The 17772-nt window shown below is 62.0% G+C and carries 16 protein-coding genes; 9 read left to right on the top strand and 7 right to left on the bottom strand.

Annotated features, from left to right (window positions below):
* The first annotated feature begins 102 nt into the window (after positions 1 to 102).
* The 4 genes from FKL89_RS14130 to FKL89_RS14115 all read left to right on the top strand — a co-directional run bounded on the left by FKL89_RS14130 (position 103) and on the right by FKL89_RS14115 (position 5798).
* Complete coding sequence (locus FKL89_RS14130) at positions 103 to 3666, top strand: indolepyruvate ferredoxin oxidoreductase family protein (protein WP_156863414.1); 3564 nt, start codon at positions 103 to 105, stop codon at positions 3664 to 3666.
* A 35-nt stretch (positions 3667 to 3701) separates the two neighbouring features.
* Complete coding sequence (locus tag FKL89_RS14125; protein ID WP_156863413.1) at positions 3702 to 4268, top strand: DUF1439 domain-containing protein; 567 nt, start codon at positions 3702 to 3704, stop codon at positions 4266 to 4268.
* A gap of 24 nt (positions 4269 to 4292) precedes the next feature.
* Entirely contained in the window at positions 4293 to 4721 is a 429-nt protein-coding gene (locus tag FKL89_RS14120; protein WP_156863412.1) for a GFA family protein, read from the top strand.
* A 171-nt stretch (positions 4722 to 4892) separates the two neighbouring features.
* Complete coding sequence (locus tag FKL89_RS14115; protein WP_156863411.1) at positions 4893 to 5798, top strand: hypothetical protein; 906 nt, start codon at positions 4893 to 4895, stop codon at positions 5796 to 5798.
* Between the two features lie 88 nt (positions 5799 to 5886).
* On the opposite strand, the gene FKL89_RS14110 is transcribed toward FKL89_RS14115, so the two are convergent.
* Both FKL89_RS14110 and FKL89_RS14105 read right to left on the bottom strand, forming a co-directional pair.
* Complete coding sequence (locus FKL89_RS14110; protein ID WP_156863410.1) at positions 5887 to 7176, bottom strand: choice-of-anchor X domain-containing protein; 1290 nt, start codon at positions 7174 to 7176, stop codon at positions 5887 to 5889.
* Positions 7166 to 8026 carry a hypothetical protein gene (locus FKL89_RS14105; RefSeq protein WP_156864717.1) on the bottom strand — a complete coding sequence of 287 codons (861 nt, stop codon included), beginning with the start codon at positions 8024 to 8026 and terminating at the stop codon, positions 7166 to 7168. Before FKL89_RS14105 ends, FKL89_RS14110 begins: the two co-directional genes overlap by 11 nt.
* A 433-nt stretch (positions 8027 to 8459) precedes the next feature.
* Here FKL89_RS14105 and FKL89_RS14100 point away from each other — a divergent pair, with 433 nt between their 5' ends.
* Together FKL89_RS14100 and FKL89_RS14095 are read left to right on the top strand one after the other, a co-directional pair.
* Complete coding sequence (locus FKL89_RS14100) at positions 8460 to 9701, top strand: YjgN family protein (RefSeq protein ID WP_156863409.1); 1242 nt, start codon at positions 8460 to 8462, stop codon at positions 9699 to 9701.
* A gap of 5 nt (positions 9702 to 9706) precedes the next feature.
* On the top strand, positions 9707 to 10936 hold the full coding sequence (locus tag FKL89_RS14095; protein WP_162527522.1) for a M48 family metallopeptidase: 1230 nt from the start codon (positions 9707 to 9709) through the stop codon (positions 10934 to 10936).
* Positions 10937 to 10960: 24 nt separating this feature from the next.
* Here the strand turns inward: FKL89_RS14095 and FKL89_RS14090 are convergent, their stop codons facing one another.
* From FKL89_RS14090 to FKL89_RS14075, 4 genes are all read right to left on the bottom strand, one after another.
* Complete coding sequence (locus FKL89_RS14090) at positions 10961 to 11836, bottom strand: alpha/beta hydrolase (RefSeq protein WP_156863407.1); 876 nt, start codon at positions 11834 to 11836, stop codon at positions 10961 to 10963.
* Between the two features lie 87 nt (positions 11837 to 11923).
* The gene (gene bfr, locus FKL89_RS14085) at positions 11924 to 12406 is read right to left on the bottom strand and encodes a bacterioferritin (protein ID WP_156863406.1); all 483 of its coding nucleotides are present in this window, start codon (positions 12404 to 12406) and stop codon (positions 11924 to 11926) included.
* A 273-nt stretch (positions 12407 to 12679) separates the two neighbouring features.
* Entirely contained in the window at positions 12680 to 12865 is a 186-nt protein-coding gene (locus FKL89_RS14080; protein WP_156863405.1) for a (2Fe-2S)-binding protein, read from the bottom strand.
* A complete protein-coding gene (locus FKL89_RS14075) occupies positions 12862 to 13653 on the bottom strand; it encodes an FTR1 family iron permease (protein WP_156863404.1) in 792 nt (263 codons plus the stop codon). The genes FKL89_RS14080 and FKL89_RS14075 overlap by 4 nt, the downstream gene beginning before the upstream one ends.
* 109 nt (positions 13654 to 13762) lie before the next feature.
* Between FKL89_RS14075 and FKL89_RS20375 the strand changes: the two genes are divergently transcribed.
* Entirely contained in the window at positions 13763 to 14164 is a 402-nt protein-coding gene (locus FKL89_RS20375) for a hemin uptake protein HemP (RefSeq protein WP_238363366.1), read from the top strand.
* A 221-nt stretch (positions 14165 to 14385) separates the two neighbouring features.
* Here FKL89_RS20375 and FKL89_RS14065 read toward each other — a convergent pair whose 3' ends face one another.
* Positions 14386 to 15597 (bottom strand): BaiN/RdsA family NAD(P)/FAD-dependent oxidoreductase, encoded by a 1212-nt coding sequence (locus tag FKL89_RS14065; RefSeq protein ID WP_156863403.1) that lies wholly within the window; start codon positions 15595 to 15597, stop codon positions 14386 to 14388.
* A 33-nt stretch (positions 15598 to 15630) separates the two neighbouring features.
* Here FKL89_RS14065 and FKL89_RS14060 point away from each other — a divergent pair, with 33 nt between their 5' ends.
* Both FKL89_RS14060 and FKL89_RS14055 read left to right on the top strand, forming a co-directional pair.
* On the top strand, positions 15631 to 16083 hold the full coding sequence (locus FKL89_RS14060) for a methyltransferase family protein (RefSeq protein WP_238363365.1): 453 nt from the start codon (positions 15631 to 15633) through the stop codon (positions 16081 to 16083).
* Positions 16074 to 17672 carry a hypothetical protein gene (locus FKL89_RS14055; protein WP_156863402.1) on the top strand — a complete coding sequence of 533 codons (1599 nt, stop codon included), beginning with the start codon at positions 16074 to 16076 and terminating at the stop codon, positions 17670 to 17672. The genes FKL89_RS14060 and FKL89_RS14055 overlap by 10 nt, the downstream gene beginning before the upstream one ends.
* The last annotated feature ends 100 nt before the right edge of the window (positions 17673 to 17772 follow it).

The following is a 17772-nucleotide window of genomic DNA, read 5'->3' as shown; positions in this document are numbered from 1 at the left end:
TTCGGGTATTGCAAAAAGGTCAACAAAATTGACCTAAATGCCACATTTCCAGCATGCAGAGGCGATCCCGTCTGTTGTGCGAACCCATAAGGAGAGTCCCCGATGTCGCAAGCCCCGCTTCCCACCCAGTCGTTACCGGAGGCCGTGCAACGGGCCATCCAGGACGTCGCGCTCGACGACCGCTTTACGCTGCCCTCGGGGCGCGTCTACATGAACGGCTCGCAGGCGTTGCTGCGCCTGATGATGCTGCAGCGGCAGATCGACGAACGGGCCGGGCTCAACACTGGCGGTTTCATTTCGGGCTATCGTGGCTCGCCACTCGGCGCGATTGACCAGAACGCGTGGAAAGCGAAAAAGCACCTCGAAAAATCTCACATCAAGTTTGTGCCGGGCGTCAACGAGGAATTGGGTGCCACCGCCGTGTGGGGCACGCAGCAGCTCAATCTTTACCCGAACGCCAAGTACGACGGCGTGTTCGCCATGTGGTACGGCAAGGGGCCGGGCGTGGACCGCTGCGGTGACGTGTTCAAGCATGGCAATCACGCGGGCACCAGCAAGCACGGCGGTGTGCTGCTGATTGCAGGCGATGACCACGGCGCCAAGTCGTCCACGCTGCCGCACCAGTCCGATCATGAGTTCATCAGCGCGGTGGTGCCGGTGCTGTATCCGGCGGGCGTGCAGGAATATCTCGATCTCGGCGTGCATGGTTACGCCATGAGCCGTTATTCCGGCTGCTATGTGGGCATGAAGGCGGTGACGGACACCGTGGAATCCACCGCCAGCGTGATCGTGGACCCGGACCGTGTGAAGCCGATCATCCCGGATGATTTTCCGTTGCCGGAAGGCGGCGTCAATATCCGCTGGCCGCACACGCCGCTTGAGCAGGAAAAGCTCATGCACGATTACAAGATTTACATGGCGATTCACTACGCCCGTGTAAACAAACTGAATCGCATCGTGATCGATTCACCGCGCCCGCGCCTGGGCATCATGGCCGCAGGCAAGGCGTATCTGGATGTGCGCCAGGCGCTGGAAGATCTGGGGATTGACGACGAGCTCGCCAAGGCCATCGGCCTGCGGGTGTTCAAGGTCGGCATGGTGTGGCCGCTGGAGCCGGAGGGTGTGCACGAGTTCGCGTCGGGCCTCGAAGAAATCCTTGTCGTCGAAGAAAAGCGGCAGGTGCTCGAATATCAGCTGAAAGAGCAGCTCTACAACTGGAAGGAAGATGTGCGCCCGCAGGTGGTCGGCAAGTTCGACGCCAAGGGCGAATGGGTGCGTCCGCATGGTGACTGGCTGCTGCCGGCGCCGTTCGAGCTGACCCCAGCCATGATTGCGCGGGTGATCGCGGGCCGCATTGCCAAGTTCTACGTGAGCGACAAGGTCAAGCAGCGCGTTGAGTGGATCAATGAGAAAGAGCGCGCGCTGGCAAAGACCACTATCAACATCGCGCGTGCGCCGTACTTCTGCTCGGGCTGCCCGCACAACACCAGCACGCGTGTGCCCGAGGGATCGCGTGCCGTGGCCGGCATTGGTTGCCACTACATGGCGGTGTGGATGGACCGCGCCAGCACCTTCACCCAGATGGGCGGCGAGGGCGTGCCCTGGGTCGGCCAGGCACCATTCACCAACGAGAAGCACATCTTCGCCAACCTCGGTGATGGCACCTACTACCACTCGGGCCTGCTGGCGATCCGCCAGAGCATTGCCGCGAAGGTGAACATCACCTACAAGATCCTCTACAACGACGCCGTGGCGATGACGGGTGGCCAGCCGCACGATGGTCCGCTGTCGCCGCTGTCCATCATCAATCAGGTGCGCGCCGAGGGCGTGCAGAAGATTGCTGTGGTGACCGACGAGCCGGAGAAGTACGAAAGCGTGTCGTTGCCGTCCAACGTGCCGGTCCATCACCGTGAGAAGCTCGACGAAATCCAGCGTGAATTCCGCGAGGCACCCGGCTGTACGGTGATCGTGTACGACCAGACCTGTGCCGCCGAGAAGCGTCGTCGCCGCAAGATCGGCAAATTCCCCGATCCGGCCAAGCGCGTGGTCATCAACGAGGCCGTCTGCGAAGGCTGCGGCGACTGTGGCGTCAAGTCGAACTGCGTGTCGGTGATGCCGCTGGAGACCGAGTTTGGTCGCAAGCGCACCATCGATCAGTCGAACTGCAACAAGGATTTCTCCTGCGTCAATGGCTTCTGCCCGAGCTTCGTCACTGTCGAGGGCGGCGCGCTCAAGAAGCCAAAGAAAGTCGGTGCCGACGCTGCGGCTGACTTTGGTGACTTGCCGACACCAGCAATTCCTCAACTGACCAAGCCGTTCAACATGCTGGTTACCGGCATCGGCGGCACCGGCGTGCTGACCGTTGGCCAGGTGCTCGGCATGGCCGCCTTCCTCGAAGGCAAGGGCCTCACCATTCTCGACATGTCGGGCCTGGCGCAGAAGAATGGCAGCGTGATGAGCCACGTGCGCATTGCGCCGACGCAGGCCATGCTCAATGCCACCCGCGTGGCGGCGGGCGAGGCCAATCTGGTGCTCGGCTGCGACGTGCTGACGACGACCGCGGAGGATTCGCTCGCAAAGATGGCCGTTGGTGTGACAAAAGCTGTGATCAACTCGGCGGTGGTAATGCCGGCAACCTTCACCAAAAATGCTGACCTCAAGTTCCCGCTGGGCAGCATGGAGCGTGAGATCAGCGAGGCGTGCGGCGCCGATGCGGTGTCGTTCCTTGATGCGACGAAGCTGGCAACGCGCCTGATGGGCGACTCGATCGCGACCAACCTGTTCGTGCTCGGCTACGCGTGGCAGAAAGGGCTGGTTCCGGTGCTGGAAGCGACCATCCTGCGCGCGATTGAGCTGAACGGCGCCGCCATCGAAATGAACAAAAACGCGTTCCTCTGGGGCCGCCGCGCAGCCGTGGACCTGAAGCGCGTGGAAGAGATTGCGGCACCGAAAATTGCTGTCGCATCTACCATCAAGCTCAGCGAATCGCTCGACGAAATGATCGAGCGCCGCACCAAGTTCCTGACCGACTATCAGGACGCGGCCTACGCCAAAACCTACAGCGATTTCGTGGCCTTTGTGCGTCAGGCGGAAGGCGCCAAACTGCCGGGCAAAACCGCCCTGACTGAAGCGGTCGCGCGCTACTACTTCAAGCTGCTTGCCGTGAAGGACGAGTACGAAGTCGCCCGTCTGCACAGCAACGGTGATTTTGAAGCCCGCGTCGCGCGGGAGTTCGAGGGTGACTACAAGCTCAACTTCCACCTCGCACCGCCGCTGTTTGCCAAGAAGGATCCGGTCACCGGCGAACTCAAGAAGCGCCAGTACGGCCCGTGGATGATGAAGGCGTTCCGCTTCCTCGCATCCCGCAAGGGCTTGCGTGGCGGTGCGTTCGACATCTTCAAGAACACCGACGAACGCCGCATGGAGCAGCAGCTGAAGGTGGACTACCGTCGCCTGATCGAAGAGGTTGTCGCCAAACTGGCGCCGCACAATCACGCGCTAGCGGTGCAGCTCGCGTCCGTCCCAGAAGACATTCGCGGCTACGGTCATGTCAAGGAGCGTCACGTCAAGGCAGCCAAGGCCAAAGAGGTCCAGCTGAAGGCGGATTTTGATGCGACGAAAGTGGTGATTGGCATTGCCAGCGCGGAAGCAGTGAAAGCGGCTTGAGGCGCGTCTCTGAACCAAGTGGCGACTGCTAACGGATGCTGAAGCGACGAGCCATCCTCACCAGTGTGGCGACCCTCGTCGCACTGGTGGTTGCTGGCTTTCTTGTGTGGCGCAGTTCGCCGGAATTTCGCATCAATATCGAGCAGAGTGAGATCCAGTCTCGCGTGTCAGCCAAGCTTCCGCTGCGCAGTTGTGCGCTGGTGGTTGCCTGTCTGGAAATCGTGAACGCCAGCGTCGTCCTCAGCGAAGGCAGTGATCGCATCGGCATTCGTTCGGAGCTGCTTGCCAGTCTTGGCAGCCGTCAATATCCCGGCGTTGCGGCGTTTACCGGCAAGCCCCGATACGTGCCGGGTGAGGCGAAAGTCTTTGTTGACGATCTCCGCATAGACGAGCTGCAGATGAAAGGGATGTCACCAGAAGTTGCGGAACTCGTCAAGCTGCGCGGGCCGTTGCTGCTGCGTGGTGTGTTGCAGACGACGCCGATCTACACGATCCGTGGCAATACGCTGAAAGACAGCTTTGCCAGATTCGCGTTGCAGAAGGTGGAAGTCATCGATGGCATGCTGCAGTTGACACTTCGCCGGCCGAATGACGGTGGATAAGTCGCCTCAGTCTGGAGATCGCAAGTGTTGATTCAAGGCAGTTGCCACTGTGGCAATATCCGCTACGAACTCGACTGGACGCCCAACCCAGTAGAGATTCCGGCGCGGGCGTGTAGCTGTTCATTCTGCGTCAAACACGGCGGAGTCTGGACGTCGTGCCCGACCGGTTTGCTGACCGTGCTCTATGGCGACTCCAGGCGTGTCAACAAGTACCACTTCGGCACCAAGACGGCAGACTTTCACGTCTGCGCAACTTGCGGTGTCGCACCCGTGGTGACCAGCGAAATCGACGGGAAAATCTACGCCGTCGTGAGCGTCAATGCGATGGACAACGTCGATTCGTCAATGCTTAAACGCGGAATCATCTCGTTTGACGGCGAGGATGTTGATGTCCGCTTGCAGCGTCGGGCGCGTGGCTGGATCGCGAACGTGCGTATTCATAGCGCCGCTTAGCGTTGTAATTTCGATTCTCGCCAGATTCCGCTGTTGCTCCCTTGTCGCCGAGGATGGTGCCAAGACCGCGTGCAAGTGACTATGCTCCCACATAGACTTACAATGTAAGAATTGATCATCAATTCTGTGTTGTACCGCTTACGGTGCGCATGTCATTGGATAGGAGTTGCCATGAGTACAGTGCGAAAGATGTGGAAAACGGTAGTAGCGATGATCTTGGCTTGCATCGCTCTGCCGACTGTTTGTCATTCTGCAATCGTTCAATTGCCGAGTTGCCTGGTGCCACCTGAACAGGCCGACAACAATCCGCTGATCGCTTGGGTCGAAGTCAAGATTGACAGTCACGGCAACTTCTACGCACCGTGGGTCTCGGACGTGATCAACTGGACGGCGCTGGAAACTTATGGTGTGCCTGTGTGGACGCGCCGCTTGGGTCCGGGCGTTACTGGCTCGTGGGGCGTGGACTACTACACCACTGCCGCACTTGAACAAAAGATTTGTGCGAAGGGGAAGCAAATCATTGTTCAGGAGCGAAGCGATTTCCGAGGCGTCAAGCCGAAGCCATATACGTTGGTGCGCGAGTTGCAGACGGTCGCCAATACGTCCGATCAGCAGTTGTATTTCCTGTCATCCGTTGGTGCTGATACAGACTTCGTACTGCGCGGCTTTGTTGGGGGTGGCTGGTCTTCAACGTCGAATGAGTTTCGGCTGCCGCGTGTCGGCGACGACCTCGTGCCTGTGCATCGCTTCTTTGGGGTTGTTGGAACAGGTACGCCGTCCCATCTTTACACAGCTGATGAAGTGGAAGTGGCAAACCTCCGCAGTATGGCAGTCGCGGGAGGCAAGCTTAGCTACGACGGCATCGTATTCATGGCGCCAAAGGCAATTGCTACAAGCGATGGTGTGTGGACCTGCAGTTCAGCCGACTACGCGCCCGTGCGTCGCTTGTACATGTCGTCCAACAAACCAGATGCGCCGGCAAGGTACCGGTATGTTGCAGATGAATCCATCACAATGAGAATGCGCGCTGCTGGATGGCAAGATCAGGGCGCTGCGTTCTGCGCGCTGCGTGACTGAGTCAATGCAGTTTCCCTCGTCCACTTAGTCTGCCTTTTTGCGACAGGAGCGCGTCGAGTTGGCGAGAACCGCATTCACAGCCCTGTACTCAGGGCTTCATCGACCTTCGCACATGCTCCAGATGCGCGCGCGCGGACTCCACGTCGCGGCCATATTCTTCGAGGTAGCGGCGACGTTCTTCGCTGTCCCATTCGGCTTCGGAGAATGCGGTCAACGGGTAGCTTCGTGAGGTGTGCAGCTTGCCTTCTCTGCGTGCCATCAGGGCGCGGTCGGGGTCGGCATCGGGGATCAGCAGGAAGCCGTCAACGTCGCGCAGCGTGAGCGGAAACGCAGGCTTTTCGTCGACCAGCAGCTTGCCGAACAGGTTGAGCTTGATGTCCTGCGTGCCCTTGGCCAGCTCGTGGTTGAAGCTGATTAGCGCGAACGGCTGGCCTTTGGCGTCGTCGATGCGCCCTGTGATGACATAGCGGCCGGGGCGCAATACGTCAGCCTTCAAATAGAAATTGAGTGATCCGGCCTCGACGGCCTCACGTACGCCACCGACCCAGGTCGCTGGCGAATCGGGCGTGTAGAACACGTCGAAGAACTTGAAGCCGGTCTGGTTGCCAACTTGCAAAGTGAGCTCGACGCGGATCACGCCAAAGTGGCCGGCGAAGCCCTGCGTGGCGGGTGACAGGCGCGCACTCCAGGCGCCGTCAGCAGCGGCAGCGTCGCCGGCGTTGCCTTCGTCATTGAACGGCAGATTGACACTGTTGCGTTGTGAAGGCTTGCCATCCTTCGGCGGGTCAAGTGCGACCGCGCGCGTGACCTGTAGCGGCAACGCCGAGCCGGTGTCGTCAACTGCGCTGACGGTGAACAGCACGGTCTCGTTGCCCGCTACATAGATGCGTTCCTGTGACGAGACGATGCGCACATTCGGCGCCGGCTTCTGCCCGGGATTGACCAGCCGGCCTTCCTCGCGCACTGGCTGGTTCGGGTACATCTGGTCGGCGTGCTCGCGGGCCGGGCGCGAGTCGAACGGATACTTGGTGTGCTCGCGATAGTGGTCAAGCACTTCGGTGGCACGGGCCAGGCGCTGCGCCCAGAGTGCCTCCTGCGCCTTCGGGTCGCCATTGGCGGCTGCGATGGCAAGTGGGTCCTGCGGGCCACCGGGTTGTGCCATGCCGGGGTGCCGGGGTTGTATCTGCGCGCCGTTGATGGTGGTGACGCCGGGCGGCAGTGCCGCAATCGATGCCGGGCTCGTCTGCGGTGGCTCCGGGAAGGCGAGCCGCTTGAGCGTAATGACGCCGCCGCCGATGCCTGCTGCTGCGATCAGCAGCAGGGCAATCAGCCAGCGGCGGGGGGCTCGGGGACGCGCAGCGCTGTCGCTACTGGGCATTCGCCACCATGTCGGCCACTGCGCGCGACACGATGCCGCCCCAGCCGCCGTTGGTGTAGTGGTTGTATGCCTCGTTGTTGTCGCGGAACTGAACGTTGTGGTTGGTCCACTTGGCGCGGCCACCTTCGTTGGCTGCCGTGCCCATGGTCAGGTCATTGCAGAACCAGTCGGACGCGTTGCAGTAGCTGCCGCCAGACGAGCCCGATACGCCGCCGCTGGAGTGATAGGCAATCGCCTCATCGTCCTGCCCCGGCAGGATGCCGGAGTAGAGCGTGCCCTTGGCGCCGGCGAACATGTAGAAGATCTTGCCGCGCGTCTGGTTATGGTCGTACATCGCGCGTGAGGTGGATGTCTTGAGATCGCTGACCAGCGGCTCGCTCAGCGCCCAGCTGCCAGCGTCGGCCAGCTCGGACCCTCCCGCTGCGCCACCGGCGATGTCCACCCATTTGATGTTCCAGCCGGTTTGCGTTCCGGCGCCCGAAGCACCGCAGACGCCTGACGAATTGGGTGAAGCGTTGGTGATCGTACGTGACGATCCGCCGTACATCGCGAGGGTGTAGCCGACCTGCAGATTGCCAGCGCTATGGGCGCCGATGTAGCACCAGTTGCTGCCGGTGCAGTAGCAATCGAGCGCGTTGCGTACCAGGTAATTCTGGTTGGAGATGCTGTTGTAGCCGTCCCAGTTGACGGCCTTCTTGTTGACGCCAGCAGCGGTGCCTGCCGGGCCCCAATAGGTGAAGTCGGCATAGTTGCCCAGCTGGCCACCACCGGTGCGACCGTTCACCCAGAGTGTGTAGTTGGTGGCGTGTGCCAGCGCTGCCAGACCAAGGCCCGCTGCGGCGGCACCCATGGCGATCTTGCGCCATCCCGATTGCTTCAATTTCATTGCATCTCCTCCCGTGTTGAATTTCGTACGCGACAACATGAATGGGTGCGCGACCCTCTTGTGAAGGGTGCGCGTCGTTGCGGCAAAGGGGATGCACGAAGCCATCGTGCCGCCTGGTAGCAGCACAGCAGATTCGTTCGATGGAGTTGTTGTAGCGACCGGTTCTGCGCCTCCCCGCGCGTCACCTGTCACCTTGAATCGTCACGGGTAGAGCCCGGTGCAATTCATTCCCCCTTACATGCGCGGCGGACTATAACGCCCGTTCGAAACGAGTGTCAAATTCAAACGCGGCGCGACGCGCAGCCGCACTTTCCTTGGTGAAACAACCCGACTCCGCTACGCTTGCCCACGCAGTCGCTACCGATCCCTTCAACCCGCAAAGCTACACCTGCACCTCATGTCCGATGTCTTTGTGGGCATTCCGCCCACCTACGATGTGCCCGCCAATGCTGCTGAGGGGCGCGAGTCCAATCCCGAATTGAACCTGATGACGCTCGCTCCGGCCGCCCGTCCCGGCGAAGCCGTCGAGCCATTCCGATTTACTGGCGAAGCCGGAGAGTATTTCCGAATCTGGATCGTCAATACTTTCCTCGTCATCGTCACTTGCGGCCTGTGGTCGCCGTGGGCAAAGATTCGCAAACGGCGCTTCTTTCTACGTCACACCTGGGTCGCAGGCGCCAATTTTGAGTACCACGCCGAGCCGTGGCCGATTCTGCGTGGGCGGCTGATTGCTGGTGCAGCCTTCGTCGCGTACTGGTTCACCGGTGAAATCAATCCGCGTTATGCGCCGTGGATTGCATTGATCATTGCGACGCTGGCGCCGTGGCTGGTGGTCAGCTCGTTGCGTTTCAATCTGGGCAATACAAGTCACCGCAATCTGCGTTTCCGGTTTGAGGGCAGTGCAAAGGATGGTCTGCGAGCCTTGTGGCCATTGCCACTCGTTGCGCTGCTGACGCTCATGTATCCGCCGGTATTTGATCCGACCGACTTTGCGAAATTTGACTGGAAGATGCTGCTTCCCACCCTGGTGCTGGCAGTTCTGTATCCCTATCTGAGCGGGGCGTTCCGCCTGCTGCTGCTCAATCACGCGCGTTTTGGCCTCGCGCCGATAGCCTGTACGACGCGTGTCCGCACGTTTTACGCAATTCACCTGCGCGGTCTGCTGGTGGGCATCGGACTGATGCTGGTGGCGGGCCTGCTGTCGGCAGTGATCTTCGGAGCGGTGTTCAGTGTCTGGATGACTGAGCTGATGGCAAAGAGCCGGTGGCTGCCGGTTGTGATGGGGCTCGTCGCGGCGTTACCGGCAGCGTTCGCCGCGTTGCTGTGGTTTGCTTTCACGCAGACGCGCGTGATCAACGCGACGTTCAACCTGACCACCGTCTCGACCAATGTGCGCGTGTTCAGCCAGATTCGCACCTGGCCGATGGCGAAGCTCTACTTTGTCAACACGCTCGCCGTGCTGTTCAGTTGCGGTCTGGCGATTCCCTGGGCGGCAGTACGGACGGCGAAGCAGCGGGTGGAAACAACGGCACTGGCGATGGGTGGCGACATTGACGACATCATCGCCGGCGCTGTACCGCCGAGCAGTGCCGCAGCCGATGCTGCAACCGAGTTCTTCTCTTTTGATGTGGCGCTGTGATGGACATGGAAACGTCAAAGCGCCTGCGGGCACAGTGGTTTGACGGCCATAGCGCGCGGCGAACCAGCGTTGAGCTGGTAGTCGCAGGCACGGTAGTCGAAGTATGTGCATTGCCGCACGAGGCTGCACCGGCGGATGCCGCGGACGCTGGCGTGCCGCCGCCGGTGCTCGCTCAGGTGCCGCTCGCGCAAGTGCGGGTAAGCGAACGCGTCGGCAACACGCCCTACCGGCTGAGCTTTCCTGACGGTGCGCTGGCGGTTACCGCCGATCACGCCGCTGTTGAAGCCGCCTTTCACCTGGCGCCTGCTGCGCACTGGCTGGCACGCATGGAGCGCGCGAGCGGGTTTGTGGTGCTGGCAATAGTCGGGCTCGGCGTGGCGCTGTACTTTGCCTGGCAAACGCTGATTCCGAAAGCGGCAGAGGCGGTGGCGCACCGCATTCCGCGCGACGCCGAGAAGTCGCTCGGCACCATCGCCTTGCAGGGGCTTGATCGCTGGCTGCTCAAAACTTCGCGACTTGAGGCGGCAGAGATGTGGAGCGTGCGGCGATTGTTCGATGAACTTGCTGACAAGGCTGGGCTCGCCGATACGGTAGTGCTGCAGTTTCGTGACACCGCACCAAATGCACTGGCGCTGCCAGGCGGCACCATTGTGGTCACCGACGGGCTGGTGAAACTGTTCCGCTCGGATGAGCGGCTGCTCGCGGCCGTGATCGCTCACGAGCTCGGGCATATCCAGCATCGCCACTCGCTGCGGCATCTGCTGGAAGGCTCGGCGAGCGCCCTGATCGTGGGCGCGCTGGTGGGTGATGTCAGTGGCGTCTCAGCGTTGACCGTGAACGCACCGATCCTGCTTTCGACCCTGCACTACACGCGTGAGTCGGAGCGTGAGGCCGATCAGTATGCGTTTGATCTGCTGCGCCGCAGTGGAAGGTCACCGAAAGACTTCGCTGATGCCATGCGACGGTTCGACGCGATGGAGCTTTGCATCGCGCTGCGCACCAAGTACCGCGACGACGCCCTGAAGCAGGCGCAGGGGAGCGTTGACCGAAGCGATGAACCGGCGGCGAGGGCGCGCATCAGCGACTCCTGCACCGACAACCCTGAAAAGGCGCTGGAAGGCCGAGACAGCGAGCTTGCAGATCTGCGGCGACAGGACCGCGAGACAGGCTACATGCACACCCATCCCGTCACCCGCGAACGCATCGCAGCGGCAGAGGCAGCTGCCGGCAAGTAGCTACATGGAAAGAGCTACCGCAAATCAGGCTTTGGCGCAGGCGCCGCGCGGTCGCGCCGCGAGCGTGCGGAAATCATTCAACGCAGCGCTCCACTGTGCGGTGTAGCGGGTCGGGATGTCGATGTGGCGAGCGCCTTCCACCAGCAGCCAGCGTTTGGGCTCGGGCGCCGCAGCATAGAGCTTCTGCGCCACTTCGACCGGGATGCGGTAATCGTTGCTGCCGTGCATCACCAGCGTCGGCATGCAGAGCTTGGGCGCTTTGGCGAGTGAATCGAAAAACTGCGTTTGCACTGCGGCCAGCGGAATCCACTTGTACGCCGTGTATTGCTGCATCTCGCGCACGCTGGTGAACGAGCTTTCGACCACCAGCCCTGCTGCATCCTGCGCGGCTGGCGTGGCAGCGAGATGCACGGCGATGGCGCCGCCGAGCGAGTGGCCGTAGATGTAGCGTTTACCTTGCGGCGAGCGGCGTTTCAGCTCGGCCCAGGCGGCATCGGCGTCCTCATAGGCGCTTTCTTCTGAGGGCAGGCCGCCTTCGCTCCTGCCAAAGCCACGGTAGTCGATCGCCAGCACCGCGAAGCCTTCGTCGTGCAGTTTCATGATGCGCGGCAGGTTGGCGGAGATTCCGAATCCGGCGCCGTGCAGGTAAAGCGCTGCCGGCGCATCCTTGCCGCCCGTCTTTGCCGGAATCCACCACGCGTGCAGCTTGCCCGGCTGGCTGCCAGCGGTGAGCCACACGTCCTCGAACGGTGCATTGAATTCGGTCGGCGTGCGCCCCGCCTCCTTGCTCGGGCGAAAGATCACCTGCCGCTGGAAGTCATCCAGCGTGGTGCAGGCGGCAAGCAGGGTGCCGGCAACGGCGGCGACGAGCAGGGTGGTGAAGAGCGAACGACGCGACATGATGGGCCGGATACGCCAAAAGTGGCGCGGTGGTTTTCTGCGATCTTCTTGGGTTTGGGCCGCCGCGCAAAGTTCCGTGCGGGTGGGTCAGGAACTGGATTTGGCGTCGATCTGGCTTTGCTGGTAGTTCTGGATGCCGACGCGTTCGATCAGTTGCAATTGCGTCTCCAGCCAGTCGATGTGCTCTTCCTCGCTATCGAGGATTTCACGCAGCAGGTCGCGCGAGACGTAGTCCTGCACCTGCTCGCACCAGGCGATGCCGGCGCGCAGGTCGGGGTGCGCAGCCATCTCTACTTTGAGATCACAGGCGAGGCATTCCTTCACGTCCTCGCCGATCATCAGCTTGCCGAGGTCCTGCAGATTGGGCAACCCGTCGAGAAAGAGGATTCGCTCAATCAGCTTGTCGGCGTGCTTCATCTCGTCGATCGACTCGTGCATCTCGTGGGCGCCGAGCTTGTCGAGCCCCCAGTTTTTGAACATGCGGGCATGCAGGAAATACTGGTTGATCGCGATCAGTTCGTTGTAGAGCACCTTGTTCAGATGCTTGATGACCTGCGGGTCGCCTTTCATGGGAAGCTCCTGCGTGATGGGCGCTGCCGAGTGGCTGCCCGTTGAAACTGGGGTGAGACGAATCGTAGCTTAGCCAGCACATGCCCAGCACGCTGCCAAGGCTATCGGCTTTTCGTGAAAAGCCTCATCCGAATTGGGCTTACAGGTCAATTACCTCAATAGTCGACTAAGGCACAAAATAACCAGCGAGCCCTTATTAAGTGGGCGTTTCGTTGAAATGCTGTAGAGCGCGGAGCCCGCCACAGCTCTGCCGCGCAAGACTCCCGCTGCAGCTCAAGCCGCCAGCGGCAAACGCTCAGCCAGCGCCTCGTCGAGCACCTCGCGCGCGCAGTCGGCGCAGCAGCCGCAGCAGGTCGACACGCCGGTGGCGCTGACCAGATCGCTCATCGTGCTGGCGCCGTCGTCCACGGCCTTGCGCAGCGTGCGGTCATTGATGCCGTGGCAGATGCAGACGATCATGATTGCCTCGCCGAAGCGGTTGCAGCCGCGGGTGCAATCCGCGCGCGCAGCCCGACCCAGAGCAGAAACGCCAGCGGAACTGCCACCATCGACCAGGTCAGCATCTGACCCCAGTAGCCCTCGGGACCATACGGCTCGCTGACCAGATGCAGCCATTCGTTGTCGATGCCGGGTAGCGCGTTCGCCTCCGACAGTTCGTGCACGGCGTAGATCACCAGTTGTAGCGAGAAGATCAGCAGAAAGATCGCCGTGACCTGGAAGAAGCGCGCCAGATTGACGCGCCGACCGTAGCGTGCCCACAGCCAGGCAATCGCTGCCGCGCCAGCGACACCGAGCACGGCACCGGTGAGCAGTGCCTCGGACCCTTTCTCCATCGCCAGCGTGGATAGCACCAAGGCGGTTTCCATGCCTTCCCGGGTGATCATCAGCAGCACGAAGGCGAACACCGCCCACCATCCCGCACCGCGGTCGCGATTGGCCAGCGCCGCCTCAATGCCGCGGCCGATGTTGGCGCGCAGGTGCCGCGCCGCCTTCAGCATGTAAACGGTCATCGAGATCACCAGCACCGCGGCTACAGTGGCAAGGATGCCTTCCCACAGCGGCTTGTTGTCGGCCTGCGCGAAAAAGTAGGAGGCAATGGCCGAGAGCGCGATGGCGCCGCCGGTGCCCCAGTAAACCGCACTGGCCAGCGCATGGCGCTGCGTCTGCTTCAGGTAGGCCAGCGTGATGGCCACGATCAGGAAGGCTTCGATGCCTTCGCGGAGCGTCATGACGAATACGTTGAGCATGATGATGGGTCCGTGGCAGGTGGGGTGATGGCGACGATTGTGGCGGCTTGCTGCAAGTTTAGTTACGTAAGATATTGCGAACGATTCGCATTTACGTTAAATTTATCACATGAATTCGATTCTTGGCAAATGCAGCGAACCTGAGGTGACCAAAATCAACAAACACGACGATCTCGCTGCGAGCCAGCAGGCCATTGCCGACGCGGCGGAAGCCTTCTCCACGATTGCATCGGGCGCCCCCGGGCCGCAAGCCAGCGGCACCAGGCCCCGGTTGACGCTCAAGCGGCGCGTTGTCGTCGGCAACGCGGCTCCGGCGGGTGCCGGCGCTATGGCGCTTGCGCCCAGCGACATGGAGGGAGGCAGTGTCGCAACACCCCTCAAGCGCCTGACGGGTGGTCGCCGCGAGCTGGCCATCGCTCATGCGGGCGAAACTTATCTGCTGCGAGTGACCAAGGCGAACAAGCTGATCCTCACCAAAGCCTGTGCATCGGTGCCGGAGGCCGTCACCTGACCTGATCGCACCAACCGTTTTCGCCGATCAGCCAAGCCGGACTTGCACTCCCCGGCACTAGCCAGTTGGCAACCCATCGGCCCTACCGCCAGACGGCCTGTCGCTATCTGACAGAGTCGCTGCTACCGCAATCCGTTCGTGGTGAGCTTGTCGAACCATGAACGGCTAGCCTGCATCCGCACCAACACTTCAAGGCAATGGTGGTCGCGGCGAAGCCGCTCCTACAGGGCTTCCGCGCACGCCGCCGCGCTGGCCCATGCCCACTGGAAGTTGTAGCCCCCGAGCCAGCCGGTCACATCGACCACTTCGCCGATGAAATGCAACCCCGGCACCGCTCGTGCCTCCATCGTCTGCTGCGACAGCGCGCGGGTGTCCACGCCACCGAGCGTGACCTCGGCTTTTTTGTAGCCCAGCGTTCCCGACGGCCGTAACGACCAGCGTTTGAGCTGCGCAGCCACGTTGTCCAGTTCGCTCCGAGTCCATTGCGCGACGGCCTTGGCGCCGCCCTCGGGTGCGTGCGCGTGCGCCCAGGCGTCGGCGAGGCGTTGCGGCAGATGCGCGGCCAATGCTTTGGCGAACGCCGGCGCGGCACCCTTGCGGCCGCGCAGCTCGGCGAGCCACGCATCGGCATCGCAGTCGGGCAGCAGGTCAAAGTGCACCATCGCGCCCGGCTTCCAGTAGTTCGAGATCTTCAGCACCGCCGGGCCGGAGAGGCCGCGATGGGTTAGCAGCGCGGCTTCGCGGAAGTGCGCCTTGCTGTCGTCGCAGGTGGCGATGGCATCAAAGCTCACCCCTGACAGCATGCCGTAGCGCTCAAGTTCCGGTGCATCGAGCGCGAGTGGTACCAGCCCCGGTGTCAGCGGCGTCACCGGGATACCAAACTGCTTTGCTACCTCGTAGCCAAACGCCGTGGCGCCGGTGGCCGGGATCGATAGCCCACCGGTGGCGATCACCAGGCGCGGCGCGTGCAGTTCCCCGCCGGACGTTCCAACGTGGAACGTGGCCTCGGAATCGCCGCGCGCGATGCGCTCCACGCGCAGTGGATGTAGCAACTGCACGCCGCCACGACTGCACTCGTCGAGCAGCATGTCGATGATCTGCTGGGAGGATTCATCGCAGAAGAGCTGGCCGAGCGTTTTTTCGTGAAAGGCGATGCGGTGCTTCGTCACCAGCGCGATGAAATCCTGCGGTGTGAAGCGCGACAGCGCCGAGCGGCAGAAGTGCGGGTTCTGCGACAGATAGTTCGCCGGCCCGGCGCCGACATTGGTGAAATTGCAGCGGCCGCCGCCCGAGATGCGGATTTTTTCGCCGATCGTCTGGGCATGGTCAATCAGCGCCACGCGGCGCCCACGCTGGCCCGCGCGCGCGGCGCAGAAGAGGCCGGCGGCGCCGGCGCCGATGATGATTGCGTCGAAGTGGCGGGGTCGGCTCATGCCGTGAATGTAGCGGGGCATACACTGCAGCGCATGAAAACGCTCATTCCGCCGCCAGTCGTTGTCGCAATTTTTGCGGGCGCGATGTGGTTGCTGGCGCGCTACGTCGAGCCAGGTCGCTTCAGCTTTTCCGGACAGATAGTGCTGGCGGCAGCGCTGCTGGCGGTGGCGGTGGCGTTGATGTTTGCGGCCGTGTTGTCGTTTGCGCGGGCGCGGACGACGGTGAATCCGATGCGCCCGGCACGCGCTTCAACGCTGGTGACGTCCGGCGTGTTCGCCTGGTCGCGCAACCCGATCTATCTCGGCGACCTGTTGCTGCTCGCTGCTTGCGCACTGTGGTTCGGGCAAATCGCTGGGTTTGCGCTGTTGCCGATGTTCGTGCTTTACCTCAATCGCTTCCAGATCGAGCCCGAGGAGGATGCGCTCACGCGATTGTTTGGCGATGACTACCGGCAATACCAGGCGCGGGTGCGGCGATGGCTTTAGGTGAGGCGGCAGCGCCCGTTGCGCGGCACCTGACATGGTTGTTGGCAGCATTGGCCGCTGCGACATACGTGCTGGCGATGGCGCCGCTGAGAACAGCGTGGTTTACCGACGACGACTGGCACTTTCTGGCGTTGTTGCGCCACGTTGATGCCGCGACCGACGCATTCAGTGAGCACTTCATGGGCAGCTACGGTTACCGGCCCGTAGCGATGGTACTGTTCGCGATGACTGCTCTGGTATTTGGCGCCGACGCGCTGCCACAGTATTTGTTGAATGTAGCGCTGCATGCCGCATTGGCGCTGCTGCTTTGGCGCCTGGCCATAGCGTTCGCAGCGCCCAACAGGGTGGCAATGATCCTCGCTGCTGCCTTCCTGCTCGGTCCGGTGACGCAGGCGACACCGCTCTGGATTTCGAATCGGTTTGACTTGCTGGCCACCGCGCTTTGCCTGCTCGCGCTTCTTTGCACGCACCGCTGGCTGCAGGGCGTTTCCGGCGGGCTGGCCGACGCTGTTGGCGCGGTGTTGGCGATGCTGTTTGCCTTGGGCAGCAAGGAAACGGCGCTGGCGATGGTGCCGCCATTGTTGCTGCTGCTGATTGCGTACCCCGCGCCCAATCGCAGGTGCAGCGCGCGGATCGTGCTCGCTTCATTGCTACTCGGCATCGCAGCGATGTACTGGTTGGCGAGATCGCATGCGCTGGGCGCAGCGGCACCCTCGTGGTCGATTGCCGAGCTCGTTGCCGGGATAAGGCAGTGGTGTTGGGCCGGTGTCTCGCTGCTGACGCATCCCGCGATCTTCGTTGGCGCTGCGCTGGTCGCCGCATCCTTTCCACTGTTCTGGGCGGACAGCAAGCGGATGATAGAAGCGCAGCGCGGAGCACGCCCCCCAGGCGCCGACCCGCAGTTGGTAATACGCGGCGCGCTGTTGACATTGGTGGCCGGTGTTGTTGTTCTGCAGGGGCCAGTCGCGGCGATGGCGCTTGGCATAACAACTAACACCGCTGGCGGCGGTGAGGCCGATCTGCCCCTGGTTTCGCGGCGCTTCTACTATTTCGTCATGGCTGGCGTGCTGCTGTTGCCCGCAACTTTTCGTTGGCCGGTAGCGCAGCCTTGGGGCTCGCCGGGCCGCCTGGCGCTATTGCTGGCGAGTGCCGGACTAGGAATCTGGGCGTTCGCGGCGCGCCAGCAAAGTGAGTATTGGGCTCAGGCGACCAACAATGCATTGCATGCTTACCAGTTGCTGCAACCAGAAGTAGGCGAACGACTGACCGCTGCAGCTGCGCAGTCGCAGCAGCACGCAGCGCCGACAGCATGCGTCGTCGATCTGACCGGTACCGCCGGACCTGACCATCGTGCGATGCCTACCTATGGGCTGCCGCTTGATCTGATTGTCAAGGCTCATTTGCCAAAGGGCGATGCCCGCGTCGATTGCGTTCTGATCACGCAGCCGCCACAAGCCATGGCACTGACGCGCGTGTATCCCTGCAGTGCGACAGCGTTCCCTGGCTGGCGCAGCGTGCATCCGGCGATGGCACCGCTCGCCCGCTCAGGAACCTGCACGTTCTTTGCTCAAGTGGTTGCACAGCCATAGGCGAAGTGGAGCGTGTGATGGCGCCGTCATGCGGAAGCCAGATCGGCGAGCGCTAAACTTGGTGATTGTGAAAAATCTTTCCCAGCAAGAAAGTAGCTCG

This window comes from Casimicrobium huifangae (genome assembly GCF_009746125.1).
Classification (GTDB): Bacteria; Pseudomonadota; Gammaproteobacteria; order Burkholderiales; family Casimicrobiaceae; genus Casimicrobium; species Casimicrobium huifangae.
This window is presented reverse-complemented; position numbering and strand designations above follow the sequence as displayed.

Bases quoted from the DNA above. Each gene is read 5' to 3' on its own strand.
- FKL89_RS14080 (WP_156863405.1), bottom strand. From the start codon at position 12,865: ATGATCGTCTGCATCTGCCACGGCATCAATGACCGCACGCTGCGCAAG.
- FKL89_RS14090 (WP_156863407.1), bottom strand. From the start codon at position 11,836: ATGTCGCGTCGTTCGCTCTTCACCACCCTGCTCGTCGCCGCCGTTGCC.
- FKL89_RS20375 (WP_238363366.1), top strand. From the start codon at position 13,763: ATGAATTCGATTCTTGGCAAATGCAGCGAACCTGAGGTGACCAAAATC.
- FKL89_RS14100 (WP_156863409.1), top strand. From the start codon at position 8,460: ATGTCCGATGTCTTTGTGGGCATTCCGCCCACCTACGATGTGCCCGCC.
- bfr (WP_156863406.1), bottom strand. From the start codon at position 12,406: ATGAAAGGCGACCCGCAGGTCATCAAGCATCTGAACAAGGTGCTCTAC.
- FKL89_RS14110 (WP_156863410.1), bottom strand. From the start codon at position 7,176: ATGCCCAGTAGCGACAGCGCTGCGCGTCCCCGAGCCCCCCGCCGCTGG.
- FKL89_RS14055 (WP_156863402.1), top strand. From the start codon at position 16,074: ATGGCTTTAGGTGAGGCGGCAGCGCCCGTTGCGCGGCACCTGACATGG.
- FKL89_RS14125 (WP_156863413.1), top strand. From the start codon at position 3,702: ATGCTGAAGCGACGAGCCATCCTCACCAGTGTGGCGACCCTCGTCGCA.
- FKL89_RS14060 (WP_238363365.1), top strand. From the start codon at position 15,631: ATGAAAACGCTCATTCCGCCGCCAGTCGTTGTCGCAATTTTTGCGGGC.
- FKL89_RS14115 (WP_156863411.1), top strand. From the start codon at position 4,893: ATGAGTACAGTGCGAAAGATGTGGAAAACGGTAGTAGCGATGATCTTG.
- FKL89_RS14095 (WP_162527522.1), top strand. From the start codon at position 9,707: ATGGAAACGTCAAAGCGCCTGCGGGCACAGTGGTTTGACGGCCATAGC.
- FKL89_RS14065 (WP_156863403.1), bottom strand. From the start codon at position 15,597: ATGAGCCGACCCCGCCACTTCGACGCAATCATCATCGGCGCCGGCGCC.
- FKL89_RS14075 (WP_156863404.1), bottom strand. From the start codon at position 13,653: ATGCTCAACGTATTCGTCATGACGCTCCGCGAAGGCATCGAAGCCTTC.
- FKL89_RS14105 (WP_156864717.1), bottom strand. From the start codon at position 8,026: ATGGGTGCCGCCGCAGCGGGCCTTGGTCTGGCAGCGCTGGCACACGCC.
- FKL89_RS14130 (WP_156863414.1), top strand. From the start codon at position 103: ATGTCGCAAGCCCCGCTTCCCACCCAGTCGTTACCGGAGGCCGTGCAA.